Source organism: Paenibacillus sp. FSL H8-0048 (genome assembly GCF_038002825.1).
Taxonomy (GTDB): domain Bacteria; phylum Bacillota; class Bacilli; order Paenibacillales; family Paenibacillaceae; genus Paenibacillus_AQ.
Window position 1 is genome coordinate 4,963,057 of sequence record NZ_JBBODF010000001.1, and the last position, 15,267, is coordinate 4,978,323.

Here is a 15,267-nt window from a genome sequence, read left to right on the forward strand (position 1 = left end):
CGGGAACCGGTTCAGGAACTGTTTCAGGAAACCCACCTGCAGCAGAAGGTACTAACGCACTATTGGAAGCGCATACATTATAGTGGAATATGGAGAATGTACGTTTGAGTTGGCGGTGTTAATGGGTGCGGGTGCCTGGTGTCCGTGAATTTCGATAAGGGGGTGAGTTGCTGCGCTGCCGGAAGGGGTTCCGGTAATGAAGCTGGATTGATGCAGTCTCTAAAAACAATTAAAGGGGATGTATAAAACAATGAAGAAAGCTCCAGCACGTAAACTGTCACTTGCGATGGTGCTGTGTCTATCCTTCACCATGATGCTCAGCGGCTGCGGCGGCAATAACAACGCTGCACCAACGCAGGCCCCGGCGGCTACAGAAGCGCCAAAAGCACCGTCGGCAGATAACAACGCAGCATCAACAGACAGCCCAGATCCCGCTGCATCAGGCAGCCCGTTGGACTTGGCGATGAAGGGTGAATATAAAGGCACGAAGGTCACGATGTTCGGACCGTTTGTTGATGCGGACCAGGTGAAGTTTGAGAGCAGCATTAAGGAATTCGAAGAGAAAACCGGCATTGATATTCAATATGAAGGCTCCAAGGAATTCGAAGCCACGATTAATATCCGGGTTGATGGCGGCAATGCGCCGGATATCGCGGACTTCCCGCAGCCGGGCCTTCTGGCCTCTATTGCCAAGACCGGCAAGGTTATCGATCTGACCGGGGTGCTGGATCAGGCGAAGCTGACGGCCAATTACAATAAGAGCTGGTTGGATATGTCCACCATGGACGGCAAGGATGGCAAGATTATGGCCGGGATCTGGAACCGCAGTAATGTGAAGAGCCTGGTCTGGTATCCGAAGAAGCAATTTGATGAAGCGGGATATACGGTTCCGCAGACTTGGGATGAGATGATGGCTCTGACGGAGCAAATCGCCAAAGACGGTGATCCGGCCTGGGCAATCGGTATCGAGAGCGGCGCGGCAACCGGCTGGGCGGCAACCGATTGGGTGGAGAACATCATGCTGCGGACCACGACGCCTGAGAATTACGACAAGTGGGTAAGCGGGGAGCTGCCGTTCACTTCGCCGGAAGTGAAGAACGCGGTGGAAGTGATGTCCAAGATCTGGCTGAATAAGGATTATGTCTACGGCGGTGCTAAATCCATTGTCACTACTGCCTTCGGCGATGCTCCGAAGCCGATGTTCGAGAATCCTCCCAAAGCCTGGTTCAACCTGATGGGGAACTTTATTACCAGCTTCTTCCCGGAAACGGCCAAGGTGGATACAGACTATGACTGGTTCTATCTCCCGCCGATTGATGAGCAGTACGGCAAGCCGGTCCTGGTGGCAGGCGACATCTACGCTATGTTCAATGACCGCCCGGAGGTACGCGCGGTAATGGAATTCTTCACCACTGGCGAATCGATCAAAAGCTGGGTGCAATCAGGCGGTGTCATTGCCCCTATGAATGATGCTTCCCTGGACTGGTACCAGTCCGAATCCGACCGCAGGATGGCGAAGCTGGTACAGGATGCCTCGACCCTGCGCTTCGATGGCTCGGACCTGATGCCGGGCAAGGTGGGTGCAGGTACCTTCTGGAAAGGCATGACTGACTATGTGAGCGGAACTGCTACGCTGGATCAGGCTCTGGAGCAGATTCAGTCAGGCTGGAAGAACTAAGGACCAGGCAGCATGGGAATTAGACGCCAAGAGGTTGAAGGGGCGGTCCTGAGCAATCAGGCCTGCCCCTCAACTGGTGTTAACGGTTGTTTATGAAGAGGGCTCTGCTCTAACAGAGCCTATAGGAGGAACCGATATGGATGCACAAATAAGACCGGAGCCGGGTGCCGCCGGGGCGCAGGCCAGTCAGAGAATCAGCGGCAGGGCAGTGCTGCTGTCGCTGGGCGTCTTGCTTGCGAATATTGTGGTCAACGGGCTGATTTTCCTGTTTTTCCGCGATTCAACGCTTCAACCGCTGCTGACTGCGGTGCTCGCCGTGTTGTGGGGCGTGCTGGGCGTATATCTGATCTACTACACCTTGACCTGGGCAGTGGAGCAGTACCCGGACTATGTCCGCAGGAAGGTGCTGCCTTATGTTTTTGTCGGACCGGCGGTCCTTATTCTCGGGTGGCTGCTGATTCTGCCTGCCCTGCGGACGCTGTACTTAAGCTTCTTCAACGCGTCCTCAGAGAAGTTCGTCGGACTCAGCAATTACGCCGCGATCTTCAGCGACCGTCTGATGGCCACGGCTCTGCGCAACAACCTGCTCTGGGTGTTCGTGGGCACGCTGGCCTGTGTCTGCTTCGGGCTGCTGATTGCCATTCTTGCCGACCGTAGCAGCTATGAGCGGATCGCCAAATCTATTATTTTCATGCCGATGGCTATTTCCTTTGTTGCCGCCGGGGTCATCTGGAAGTTCGTCTATTATTACCAGCCGGGCGATGAGCAGATTGGACTCTTGAATGCGATTGTCACCTATTTCGGCGGTGAACCGCAGGCTTGGACGAGTATGCTGCAGCCGTGGAACAACTTCTTCCTTATTATCATTCTGATCTGGATGCAGACGGGGTTTGCGATGGTTATTTTCTCAGCGGCCATCAAAGGAGTGCCCGAGGATATTCTGGAGGCTGCACGGGTGGACGGCGCGGGTGAGGTGAAGATCTTTTTTGGCATCATGATTCCTTACATCTCCACCACGATTCTGACGGTGACCACTACCATTATTGTCTTTACGCTGAAAATATTTGACGTTGTCATGGTGATGACAGGAGGTCAATACGATACAGAAGTTGTAGCGACGCAGTTCTACCGGCAGTTCTTCATGTACCGTAACTTCGGCTACGGCTCTACACTGGCTATCGTGCTCCTGATCGCGGTATTGCCTGTTATCCTTATTAATCTGCGGCAGTTCCGCAAGCAGGGGGGATTCTAATGGTAGGAACCAAGAAAAGAAAGGGCAGCAAAACGGCCGTCAATCTGATTCTGGGCCTCATCTGCTTCCTCTGGATTCTGCCGACCTTCGGCCTCTTCGCCTCCTCCTTCCGTCCCGCAGCGGATATTTTGCAGACGGGCTGGTGGAAGGTGTTCCCCCATCAGGAATGGAAGGCGGGCGAGACGGTGCAGCTCTCCAAGGAAGTGGATCTGCGGGAGCCGATTGAGGTGAACGGCAAGACCTATACGGATGAACAGCTCAAGGCAGGGGTGAAGGCGGATGGCAGCCGCCTGATGTGGGAGAACCGCAGGGCACGCACGGTGAATATGCAGGAGCAGGGCTGGCAGGCGGTGCCGGACCTTACGCTCGACAACTACAAGAATGTGCTGTCCGGCAAGGAGTACACACTCAAGGAAGCAGACGGCAGTGAAACGGTGCAGAAGGGGAGCGGATTATCCCAGGCGTTCTGGAATACACTGACGATTGCTGTTCCGGCGACGGTGATTCCGGTGCTGATCGCCTCTTTTGCCGCATATGCCTTCGCCTGGCTAAGGTTTCCGGGACGGAAGACGCTGTTCGTCATTATTATTGCGATGCTGGTCATTCCGATTCAGGTTGCGCTAATTCCGGTACTTAAGGATTACACGGCGCTTGGGCTGAACGGCAGTTATCTTGGAATCTGGCTGGCACATACGGCCTTCGGACTGCCGCTGGTTACGTACTTTATGTACAACTTCATCAGCCAGCTGCCGAAGGATCTGTTTGAATCGGCCTTTATTGACGGCGCCAGCCACTTTACTATTTTCAGCAGACTGATTCTGCCGCTCTCCGTACCTGCGCTCGCTTCCATCGGGATCTTCCAGTTCCTCTGGGTATGGAATGATTATCTGGTGTCGCTGATCTTCATCGGCAACCAGCCGTCGGTGCAGGTCATGTCGATGAAGATCGCCGATCTGGTCGGCTCCCGCGGCAATGACTGGCATCTGCTGACCTCGGCCGCCTTTATCTCGATGCTGATGCCGCTGGCGATCTTCTTCCTGCTGCAAAAGTATTTCGTCCGGGGTCTGATGGGCGGCTCAGTCAAGGGCTGACCTGCGCTGGGACAAGAGAAGTCGGCAATCGGGAGGAGAATACGAAGATGAGACCGGAGACAAGAACGGAGATAAGTACGGAGATAAGTACGGAGATAAGTACGGAGATAAGTACGGAGATACGCGCGGAGATGAAAATAAAGATGAAGTCCTGTGAGCATCCTCCCGCCTTATATCCTTACAGGGAGTGGAGTATTGAAGAGGAACACTACGAGGATGAATACAATCAGCGGAGCGAGAGTGTCTTCGCACTAGGCAACGGATATATCGGCATGCGCGGGAATTTCGAGGAAGGTTATCACGGCAAGGCGGGGACTTCGGTAGCCGGAAATTATCTGAACGGCTTCTTTGATTCTGAGCCGGTTGTCTATCCTGAGGGGGCCTTCGGTTACCCCTCCCGCAATCAGGCTATGCTGAATGTGAGCGATGCCCGTATCATCCGTCTCAGCATCGAAGGCCATGAATTCCGGCTGGATCAGGGGAAGCTGCACCGGTATAAGCGACGGCTGGATATGCGGAGCGGCATGCTGCACCGGGAGCTGGAATGGGAATCTCCAGCCGGGCAGCGGGTGCTGCTGGTGATCCGCCGGATGGTTGCCTTGGCGCACAAGCATCTGGCGGCTATCGAATATGCCGTGACGGCGCTGAACTTCTCCGGGACACTGAAGTTCGATTCGGCGGTAGATGGCGAGATCCGGCGGCCGGAGGCAACGGATGATCCCAGGCTGGGAGCGGGCAGTGCGTTACCCAGCCTGCTGCTTGAGGATACCGGTTATGACGAAGCGTCCGGGGACTTGTGGATGAAGCAGCGGACGCGGCATACACGCTTCGCGCTGCTGACTGCTGTCAGCCATGCGCTGCAGGCGAAGTCCGGGCGCAAGATGAGTCACCAGCTGATCGGACAGCGCATCTCCGTCTGTTATGCCGCTGCTGTCCGCAGCGGGGAGACGGTGACGCTTACCAAATATATTACGTATCACACCTCCAGAGATTACGGGGAGGAGGAGCTGCCCGGACGGAGTGCTGAAGCCTTGGCACTAGCCAAGGAGCTGGGCTTCGCCGGTCTGGCTGAGGAGCAGCAGGCTTATCTGGACGGATTCTGGGCACATGCTGATGTGGAGATTAGCGGTGATCCTGCCCTCCAGCAGGGCATCCGCTTCAATGCTTATCAGCTGCTGCAATCCGTGGGCCGGGACGGAGCAACGAATATCGGAGCCAAGGGCTTAACCGGCGAAGGCTATGAGGGGCATTATTTCTGGGACACGGAGATGTACATGCTGCCGTTCTTCACCTTCACGCAGCCGGAGATCGCCCGCGCGTTGCTGGACTTCCGGTATGCAACGCTCGGCAAGGCCAGGGAGCGGGCGGCGGTCATGTCACAGAAAGGGGCGCTGTACCCCTGGCGGACGATTGACGGCGAGGAGAACTCCGCCTACTTCCCCGCAGGTACTGCCCAGGCGCATATCAACGCCGACATTGCCTACGGCCTGAAGCAATATGTTCAGGCCACCGGTGATATGGATTTTCTGGTTAGCCGGGGGGCAGAGATACTGTTCGAGACCTCAAGGTTCTGGGCCGATCTGGGCCACTACAACCCTGCTCGTGGAGGGACCTTCTGCATCGATGCAGTAACAGGCCCGGATGAATATACAGCAATTGTGAATAACAATGCTTACACCAATCTCATGGTGCAGGATCAGCTCCAGTATGCCTATGAGACAGCACTATTGCTTCAACGGGACTATCCGGCGGATTACGAACGGCTGCGGCAGGCGATCGGGTTGACTCCTGAAGAGCCAGAGGGCTGGAGGGATGCCGCCGCAGCGATGTTCATTCCTTTTGACGAACCGCTCGGCATCTATGCCCAGGATGACACGTTCCTGAGTAAGCAAAAATGGGATTTCGAGCATACACCTGCGGACCGGTATCCGCTGCTGCTCCATTATCATCCGCTGGTCATCTACCGGCATCAGGTGCTGAAGCAGGCCGATCTGGTCATGGCGCTGTTCCTGCTCGGGGACAAGTTCAGCCTGGCGGATAAACTTCGCAACTATCATTATTATGAGCCGTTAACGACGCATGACTCCTCGCTGTCTCCTTGTATCCACAGTATTATGTCTGCGGAGATCGGCGATCTGGACGGGGCATACCGTTATTTCGGCCGCACGGTGCGGATGGACCTGGATGATATCAACCACAATGCCAAGGACGGGCTGCATATGGCAGCGATGGCCGGGTCCTGGATGTCGATTGTGAACGGCTTTGGCGGCATGCGGCTGGCTCAAGGGGAGCTGAGTTTTACCCCTGTCCTGCCGGAGCAGTGGGAGAGCTACCGCTTCAAGGTTACAGTAGGCGGTCAGCTGCTGGATATATTCGTTGAACGGGAGGCGGCAGTGTATACGCTGCTGGAGGGGACAACGCTTGAGATCAGGCATAGGGGGCAGCCGCTGCGGCTGCTTCCGCAGAAGCCGGTGAGGATTTCGCTGGCGCAGCGGCTGGAGGCTGTAATCTTCGATCTTGACGGTGTGATTACAGATTCTGCCGAGGCTCATTATCTGGCCTGGCAGGCTCTCGCAGATGAGCTGGGCGTACCCTTCGGCCGGGAGAAGAATGAACGGCTGAAGGGCGTCAGCCGGATGGAATCGCTGGAGATTATGCTGGAGGGCAGCGGCCTTGCGAACCTGCCTGAAGCCGGGAAGCTCCGGCTGGCGGAGAAGAAGAACGATCATTACCGGCAGATGATCGGCCGGATCACCCCGGCGGACCTCCTGCCGGGTATCCGGGAGCTGCTCGATTCCCTGCGCGGGCGGGGAATCGCTGTGGGGCTGGCCTCGGCCAGCCTGAATGCGCCGCTGATTCTGGAGCGCCTCGGCGCAGCCCGGTGGTTCCAGGCGGTTGCCGACCCGGCTGTACTCCGGAAGGGCAAGCCCGATCCGGAGATCTTCCTGCAGGCGGCAGAGCGGCTGGGTGTTCCGCCGGGCAACTGCATCGGCGTGGAGGATGCAGCCGCAGGCGTGGCCGCGATCCGGGCGGCGGGCATGAAGGCTGTGGGCATCGGGGCGGCCGGGCAGCTTGGCACGGCCGACCTGGTGCTGCCTTCTACGGCGGAGCTGGATGCCGGGAAGCTGCTTGAGCTGTTCGCGCGTTAGCCGCTGGCGGTAGGCGGTATCGGACAGCGGAATTGCTGTCCGTATAGTAAGGGAGCAGGCGTGTGGCCGATGTATGCGGAAAACCGAATACAATGTGTTGCGAGAAGGCGTGCGGGCCCAGTGTATGCGAAAAGCCGAACACATTATGCTAGTGCGAGGGCTAGTGAGCTGAATATATGCGAAAAAGCGAACACAATTTGTTGTGCGAGGGCTAGTGGACCAAATGTATGCGGAAAACCGAATACAATGTGCTGGCGAGAAATAGAACGTTATTTACTCAAGAGCCGATTTTGTTCATATTACACACCATTATTATGAGATTAAACAAGCCTCTGCAGCTATGCAGAGGCTTCCTTCGGTGTACGCCCAGCATGGGCGTCATCTCTAGGGTAAGAAGCAGAGAGCCGGAGTACTATACTTGTTCAACTATCATTCGACGTTAATTCAACTCTTTCCGAAATATTTTTACTTATTTCTTCAGGATTTTTAATGCCAATGATCAACTTTGATATTTTGAACTTACCAACTTTAAAGCTATCCAAATCGAAATGAAGAGTTTCTAGCTCATTCTCAAAAAAGTGCAGTTGAAAACCACCTTTTGATCTGAATAACCCATTTCTCTTTTCTCCTAATAAAGCACCATATAGTTTAAAAGCATTTGGTATCGGTCTGCCTGTTGTTATTCCCTTGATTGAAGAGTATGGAATTTGCAACCCTTTATCTAATTTTAAAAAGGGTGAGTTTCCAAGGTCGATATTTACGTGGGTTTCCATTAGTTGAATTTTACGTTCCATATTTTGATTCCCCCATTCCATTTATTTTACAAAATATAATTACATATAATACCACAAAACCCTCTTTTCATAAAAAAGTCTAAGCTCTTCCCGTTAGCTTAACGCATGCCGCCTACTACTCCCTTCAGGGGAATATATTTGATGCTGCTAATACACTTTTGAATTATTTGGAAAACTTGGTTAAACTAAAAGATGATACGGGTTTGTGCCAATAGGACACAGAGTAGACCACTAACACAATTGAGATTAAACAAGCCTCTGCAGCTATGCAGAGGCTTGTTCTGCTACACTCATATATGCAGCGATGTATGGAGTTTTGTTCGAGGCCAACTTTCGGCAATAGATGTATTCTGTACAATTAAAAACCGTAAAAAGGCAGAATTTCTTCTTCTAAGTGTAGTCTGTACAACTAAATTTGCCCAAAAGGGCGGGAACCGGGTACGGCTGGCATTTTAGTTGTACGAAAGAGACAATTTCATAATTCAAAACCCTTGCTATACCTGGTTTTTTTGAGCATAGAAAAAGGAGTACCTCCCCAAATTCTCGAAGTTATAGGTGACGAAACCAACACCCGAGAAGAAAAGAGGTAATCCCTATCTATTCTATTCGACAAGAAGAACTGTTTTCCTTTGAGGAATTGCTCCAGATGGCTCCGGAAGATAAATATAGCCAAATCTTTGAACACTTACATTTAGCTCCAGTTCTGTTCGCACTGCGGAAAAAGAGCCACCGTGGACGGCCTGAAAAACTAAACGTACCTGCCATGATCTACTCGCTGCTGATTGCCAAAATGGAGAACATCGAGTTTGTCTCTGCCTTGGTCCGGCGATTGAATCATAGCCACGAATTTCGAGTCCAGTGCCGGTTTACGGGCTCGGACAATATTCCCAGTCAGGCCTCCTATTCTCGTTTGATTCACGCCCTAGCGCAAACGGGAATGCTGGAACAACTTCAGGATCGCCTAGTCACCTCTGCCCTAGAAGAAGGTTTTGTGAGCGGCACCCATCTGGCTGTGGATTCCTCGATGGTTGAGGCATGGGATTGCCAATTTAGCGAATCAGCCTCCAAGCGTCGTGCGGCTCGCCGGGAGCAAAAGAAAGGCGAAGCTCCGGGGGCCGAACAACTTCAGCTCGAACATCAAGAGCCTGAGCCGAAGGCGGTGAACGCGCCGCTGAAGAAACCCAGGTACAGCAAGCCAGGTCGTCCATCCCAGGCCGAAAAGGAACGTCGGCGCGAGGAAATGGAAGCCTATGAACAAAGTCTCGGACCGTTCCAGAAAACCATTGAAGCGATGTTGCCGTACACGTACGATGAACTGCTGACCGAGTTGCCCCGGCATGCTGCGCGTTGTGATAAGAAAAATACGAAGGGCCGAATGACCAGCTATTACGGGTTCAAGGCGAATCTGCTAGTCGACACGGACAGCCAGTATATCCTCAGTGGGCTCTTTAGTTCGGCCAATCCGAATGACCAGCGTATGGCGGTCGTCCTTCTCAAAGGCCTGCTCCTAAAGTTTCCGATGCTAAAGGTCAAGCATATCTTGGGCGACAAAGGCTACGACTGCGCGGCAATCTACCAGTTGATTCATACGCTCGGCGCCTATCCTGCGATTTCCCTGATTCACCATAAAGACCCGCCTGCAGGAATGAATCTGGATTACACGCCGGTGTGCGCTCAAGGACATACGTACCGTTACGACAGTTTTGATGCCAAGTATGAGACCCTGAAGTACACCCGGCCTAGCGAATGCAAAGGCTGTGAGCTTTCCGGTTCCGATTGCCAAAAAGTGTTTAAAATTCGCATGCAAACGGATTTGCGGTTGCACACTTATCCCGCCAGAGGTAGCGAAAGTTTTACCACCCTGTACAACAAGCGGACGGCCGTGGAGCGTGTGTTTGCCTATCTCAAAGAGTATTTCGGGATGAAACGCACACGTCACCGGGGTGTCCGGGCAAGTGTCGATTTCCAGCTCAGTACGCTCGCGTACAATTTGAGTAAGTTTGCATTAGACAAATTGAATCAGCAGTTGAGAGACTCCCAGCAAGTGGCCTGATTTTTTTAAAAAATATGACCTTAGATTTTGGACCAATCTTGCTTTTCAGTAAACTGAATTATGAAATTGACTCCGAAATACAGTTAAACGGGTTTTCGGCGTTAAATCAGACGATATAGTTGTACGGAATACAGTTAAGTACACTACCACTTGCATCTTAATCGGGTGCGACGAGCAAACCCTCAGTCTCCACCTACTTTAAGAGGTAGCCCTCCTCAAGTAGTAGCGCTCGCAGGTATCAGTTCCCTCAAGTATCAGCATCCTCAAGTAGTAGCGCTCGCAGGTATCAGCTCCACTCAAGTTGTTTCTCCCTCCTCCAGCTCCACAGGCAGAATGTGCGCAGCGGCCACGCTGTGGCCCTGCACCTGCTGCAGGATCAGGTCCACGGCCAGCTGGCCTATCGCTTCCATCGGCTGGCGGATGGTGGTGATCGGCAGGTCGAGCAGGCTGCGGAGCGCGATGCCGTCGTAGCCGACGATCTTCACATCCTCCGGGACACGCCGTCCTCTGGTGCGGCAGGCCTTCAGGGCATAGGCGGCGATGATATCACTGCCTGCAAAAATCCCATCCACCTCAGGATGCTCCGCGAAGAGCTGCCCGAGCAGCTGCTCGTAGGCTTCGAAGTCGAAGCTGTTGTTGTCGGTATGAAGGGTGACATACTCCATGCTGTGCTGCTTCGCCATATCCTCGAAGGCCACGCAGCGCAGATGGGATAAGATATTCAGCTTGGGATGCCCGCCGATATGGGCGAGGTGCCGGCAGCCTTTTTGGATCAGAAGAGTGGTAGCCAGCTTGCCTCCCTCATAATTATCCGAGCAGACATAAGGGATATCCGGTGAGATCTGCCGGTCAAACGTCACCAGCGGCAGATTCATCTGCCGGTAGGCTTCCACCTCCAGCGTATGGCTGCCCATAATAATGCCGTCTACCCGGCTTGCGCGCAGCATGTGGATGTATTCCTGTTCCTTCTGCTTGTCCTGCCACGAATTGCAGAGCAGCAGCTTATAGCCCTCCCGGTAGGCATGTTCTTCAATATGACTGGTCAATTCGCCGAAAAAAGGCAAAGACACATGCGGAATAATCAGTCCGATGATGTTGGATTTCGAGCGGCTAAGGGAGCGGGCCAGTTCGTTCGGCCGGTAATTCAGCTCCTCCATCGCCTGGTGCACCTTGTGCTTCAATTCCTCGCTTAAGTAACCCCTGTTGTTCAGTACCCGGGATACGGTGGTTGCCGATACGCCAGCCTTCAGCGCAACGTCTTTGATGGTCGGCATGGCCAGGCCTCCTGTCTGAGCAGTCAACTGCAGATTCATTCTAACGTGAGCGGTCGGCTCTGTCCAATATGGACGGCTGCTGTCGCTTTTTGTTGTTTCTAAAAACATCTTTTCCCCCTATAATTGTATCAAAGCAGTCCCCGTAATGAAGCCCCATGTATACATTATCCTTCTACTTGTCAGATTCCGATTATGAGATAGATGAACGGGAGTGTGCGAATGAGTGTAGATCATATTCATCTCAGGTTGTTAAGAAACTTGCTTGTGCCTCTGCTGATCTTCCTGTGTACAACAGGCCCGGCAGGAGCTGCATTCGCCGCAGCCGGGGAGCTTCCCGCCCGGAACGTGCTGGTGCTGCATTCTTATCAGAAGGGCTTCGCCTGGACCGATGACCAAAGTGCCGGAATAGAGGAACGTCTCAAGGGCACGGCAAATCCTCCCGTCATCTACACTGAATATATGGACTGGAAAAGGTACCCCACGCAGGGGAACCTCGAACATTTCTACGAAACCATCCGCTTCAAGTATCAGAACATCCATATTAATACGATCATTACAACGGACGATGCGGCGCTTAGCTTCGCGATGAAGTACCGCCATGAGCTTCTGAACGATGCTCCGATTATTTTCAGCGGGGTCAACGAGCTGGGGGTGGACAGCCTCGCGGATAGGCGCAACATGACAGGCGTTATTGAGAAAATTGATGCTGCGCCTACCCTCCGCATGGCCATGGACCTTAACCCTTCTCTGAAAAAGGTGTATGTCGTCTTCGATAATTCGGAGAGCGGGCTGTCGACCGGCCGGATGGTGATGGATCAGATCAGCTCCTTGAATCCGGGGCTGGAACTGTTCCCCATGAACCGCATGTCCATGGAACAGATCAAAGCTACCGCATCGGCATTGTCCCCGGACAGCATTGTGCTGATGACTACATATTATAGTGACTCAACCGGAAGAATTGTGGAGTTCGACAGGTTCGCAAGCGAGCTGGGCAAGAGCAGCAGTGTTCCGGTGTATCATATCTATGATTTTGGATTGAACCATGGCGCCTTCGGCGGGAGCCTGATCAGCGGCAGAATGCAGGGGCAGACGGCGGCAGATCTGGCGCTGCGTATCCTGAAGGGGGAGCGTGCCGGGGATATCCCGGTGGTGACCGACAGCAATGTACGCAAGGTATTTGATTACAATGAGCTGCAGCGCTTCCAGATATCACCGGATAAGCTGCCGAAGGGCAGCGAAGTAATCAACAAACCGTTCTCCTTCTATCAGACCTACAAGGTGCTGGTGCTAAGCATCGTGGCTGCTTTTGCGGTGCTGGTAACCTTCATTATGGTGTTGTTATTCTATGTGCAGCTGGTCAGAAGGATTAGAAGCAACCTGGAAAAAAGCAATGAACGCTTCAGCCTGGCAACCTACGGCTCGGATGCGGTAATCTGGGACGTTGATATGTCTACGATGATATACTATTTCTCGGACAGCTGGTATGAGGTGCTCGGATATGCCCGGGATGAGCTGAATGAGAGCCGCGGCGGCTGGCGGGATATCCTCCATCCGGAGGATGCCGAGCAGGAGAACCGGCTGCGCATCCAGCACTTGGAGGGTCGTTCTTCTTACTACTACGCTGAATACCGGATGCGCAGCAAGGCAGGCGAATACAAGTGGTTTCAGGCGCGGGGCAAGGTGCTGCGTAATGCGGGCGGCGGATATATCCGGTTTGCCGGGTCGATGGTGGATGTGACGGACCGCAAGGGCTATGAGAGCAAGCTGCAAACGAGCTATCAGGAGCTGGAATCGACCTATGAGGAGCTGACTGCCCTGCAGGATGAGCTGCTGGAGCAGTATAACAAGGTGGTGGAGAATCAGGCGCTGCTGCAGACCAGTGAGGAGAAATACCGGCTGCTGGCTTATAATGACGTGCTTAGCGGTCTGCCGAACCGGCTGTCGTTATCCGAGGAGCTGCAGCGGTTCATTGAAGAGCACTCCGGCGGTCATGCGGCGCTGTTCTTCCTGGATATCGATAACTTCAAGTACATTAATGATTCCATGGGCCATACCTTCGGGGATGAGCTGCTGGTGCAGGTGGGTGAACGGCTGCTTAGCCGCGCTGACGGGCGCAGTAAGCATTTTCGCTTCGGCGGCGATGAGTTTGTGATTCTGTTCAAGGATGTGGCTGAGGCGGGTGAGGTAATCCGCTATGCGGATTCCCTGGTTCAGGGCTTCAAGGAGCCGTTCCAGCTTCATGCGAGTGTGGTGCATATCTCCGCGAGCATCGGAATTGCAGGGTACCCGGAGAACGGGAAGAATGCGGAGGAGCTCCTGAAGAATGCCGACATTGCCATGTACAAGGCCAAAGAAGCAGGCAAGGGCAGCTATATGATCTACGGGCATGAGATGCAGCAGTATTTTGACGAACGGATGATTATTGAGAATCACTTAAGAAGCGCGGTATCCAATAATGAGCTGTCGCTGCATTACCAGCCGCTGGTGGATACCGGCACAGGTGAGCTCTGGGGCTTCGAGGCGCTGATCCGCTGGAACAGCCCGGTGCTAGGCTTCGTCTCCCCCTTATCCTTCATCAAAATTGCCGAGGATTGCCGCCTGATCGTCCCCATAGGTGAGTGGGTGCTGCGCGCCGCCTGCCGGTTCACTAAGGATCTGCAGAATCAGGGCTATGAGGGCTATCATATCTCAGTCAATATCTCGGTCATCCAGCTGATGCTGGATGACTTCACAGACCTGGTGCTGGGCGTGCTGGAGGATACCGGGCTTGCGCCGGAGTATCTGGAGCTGGAGATTACGGAATCGATCTTCATGGAATCCTTCGAGGCGATCAGCTCCAAGCTGGAGGCACTCAAGGAGAGAGGCATTGGCATTGCGCTGGATGACTTCGGAACGGGCTATTCCTCACTCAGCTATCTGAAGCAGCTCCCGATTACTACCCTGAAGATCGACAAGTCCTTCATCGACAGCATCGATACCCCGAACAATATGTCGCTGGCCAGCTCCATCGTCACCATCGGCCATGAAATGGGACTGAACGTTACCGCTGAAGGGGTGGAGACCCCGGAGCAGCTTGCTTTTCTGGAGCGGACCCGCTGTGATAAGATTCAGGGCTACTATATCAGCAAGCCTATTCCTGAGAAAGAGGTCGCGGGCTGGGTGGCGGGGCGGATTGCGGGCTGAGGTGAACGGTTGCGGTTCCTATAGATTGCCTGCCGAAGAGGGCAGAGTCTGGATGTAATCATGCATCCGGCTCCGGTTCAGCAGGGTGATTTCATTGCCCTTGAATTCGATCCAGCCCTGATCGCGCAGGAATCCCAGCTCCCGCGACAAGGAAGGGCGGGCGGTATTCATATGCTCGGCCCATTCCTTCCGGCTGAAGGGGAGCTTCAAGGTATCGGATTCCTGCTGCTCTCCCTGCTCCAGCAGGAAGTCTACGATACGGCGGCGCAGCGGCCCGGCGGACAGGTTCTCAATCTTCCGGTTCACGAGCACCAGCCGCTCGGACAGATTCTCGATGAAGCGGGTGAGGATATCGGTGTCGGCCGCGAATAATCTCAGCAGCTCTTGCTTGCTGATGAACATTACCTTGCAGGGGCCTGTGGCTGTGACGGTGGCGGGCACGGTGTTATTCCTGCGGAATAATACGGCTTCGCCGATGGTCTGCCCCTCCTTCAGATGCGCGATGGTCACACTGCTGCCGGTGGGATGTGTCTTCTGCACCTCGATGCGGCCGGAGAGCAGAATCCCAAGCCGGTCCGCCGGATCGCCCTCTGCCAGAATAATCGCATTCTTATGGTAGGAGCTGACAGAGTAGGCCAGCGTATGCAGCAGCTGTTCGATCTCATCTGCGGATTTTCCGCGAAACAGCAGGCAGGCTTGCAGCGAAGCGGGCTCCGGTCTCATACTTTTCCTCCTGATGATTTGTGATTGGTAACATTCGTTACCGATTGATAGACGAAAGTCTACTACAATT

The 15,267-nt window shown here is 53.9% G+C and carries 9 protein-coding genes; 6 read left to right on the forward strand and 3 right to left on the reverse strand.

What is annotated here, in order from left to right:
• Positions 1 to 250 precede the first annotated feature (250 nt).
• The 4 genes from NSU18_RS21365 (at position 251) to pgmB (ending at position 7,170) form a co-directional block, all read left to right on the forward strand.
• The gene (locus tag NSU18_RS21365) at positions 251 to 1,678 is read left to right on the forward strand and encodes an ABC transporter substrate-binding protein (protein ID WP_341015955.1); all 1,428 of its coding nucleotides are present in this window, start codon (positions 251 to 253) and stop codon (positions 1,676 to 1,678) included.
• Positions 1,679 to 1,814: 136 nt separating this feature from the next.
• Positions 1,815 to 2,930 carry a carbohydrate ABC transporter permease gene (locus tag NSU18_RS21370; RefSeq protein WP_341015957.1) on the forward strand — a complete coding sequence of 372 codons (1,116 nt, stop codon included), beginning with the start codon at positions 1,815 to 1,817 and terminating at the stop codon, positions 2,928 to 2,930.
• Positions 2,930 to 4,021, forward strand: coding sequence for a carbohydrate ABC transporter permease (locus NSU18_RS21375; protein WP_341150006.1), 1,092 nt, complete (start codon positions 2,930 to 2,932; stop codon positions 4,019 to 4,021). The genes NSU18_RS21370 and NSU18_RS21375 overlap by 1 nt, the downstream gene beginning before the upstream one ends.
• Positions 4,022 to 4,152: 131 nt before the next feature.
• Positions 4,153 to 7,170 (forward strand): beta-phosphoglucomutase, encoded by a 3,018-nt coding sequence (gene pgmB / locus NSU18_RS21380; protein WP_341150007.1) that lies wholly within the window; start codon positions 4,153 to 4,155, stop codon positions 7,168 to 7,170.
• A gap of 422 nt (positions 7,171 to 7,592) precedes the next feature.
• On the opposite strand, the gene NSU18_RS21385 is transcribed toward pgmB, so the two are convergent.
• Complete coding sequence (locus NSU18_RS21385; protein ID WP_341015960.1) at positions 7,593 to 7,964, reverse strand: hypothetical protein; 372 nt, start codon at positions 7,962 to 7,964, stop codon at positions 7,593 to 7,595.
• Between the two features lie 646 nt (positions 7,965 to 8,610).
• On the opposite strand from NSU18_RS21385, the gene NSU18_RS21390 reads away from it, so the two are divergent.
• A complete protein-coding gene (locus NSU18_RS21390) occupies positions 8,611 to 10,017 on the forward strand; it encodes a transposase (RefSeq protein ID WP_341014692.1) in 1,407 nt (468 codons plus the stop codon).
• Between the two features lie 296 nt (positions 10,018 to 10,313).
• On the opposite strand, the gene NSU18_RS21395 is transcribed toward NSU18_RS21390, so the two are convergent.
• Entirely contained in the window at positions 10,314 to 11,291 is a 978-nt protein-coding gene (locus NSU18_RS21395; RefSeq protein WP_341015961.1) for a LacI family DNA-binding transcriptional regulator, read from the reverse strand.
• A gap of 219 nt (positions 11,292 to 11,510) precedes the next feature.
• Between NSU18_RS21395 and NSU18_RS21400 the strand changes: the two genes are divergently transcribed.
• Positions 11,511 to 14,474, forward strand: a complete 2,964-nt coding sequence (locus NSU18_RS21400) for an ABC transporter substrate binding protein (RefSeq protein ID WP_341150008.1) — start codon at positions 11,511 to 11,513, stop codon at positions 14,472 to 14,474.
• Between the two features lie 18 nt (positions 14,475 to 14,492).
• Here the strand turns inward: NSU18_RS21400 and NSU18_RS21405 are convergent, their stop codons facing one another.
• Positions 14,493 to 15,197, reverse strand: coding sequence for a Crp/Fnr family transcriptional regulator (locus NSU18_RS21405; RefSeq protein ID WP_341015964.1), 705 nt, complete (start codon positions 15,195 to 15,197; stop codon positions 14,493 to 14,495).
• Between the last annotated feature and the right edge of the window lie 70 nt (positions 15,198 to 15,267).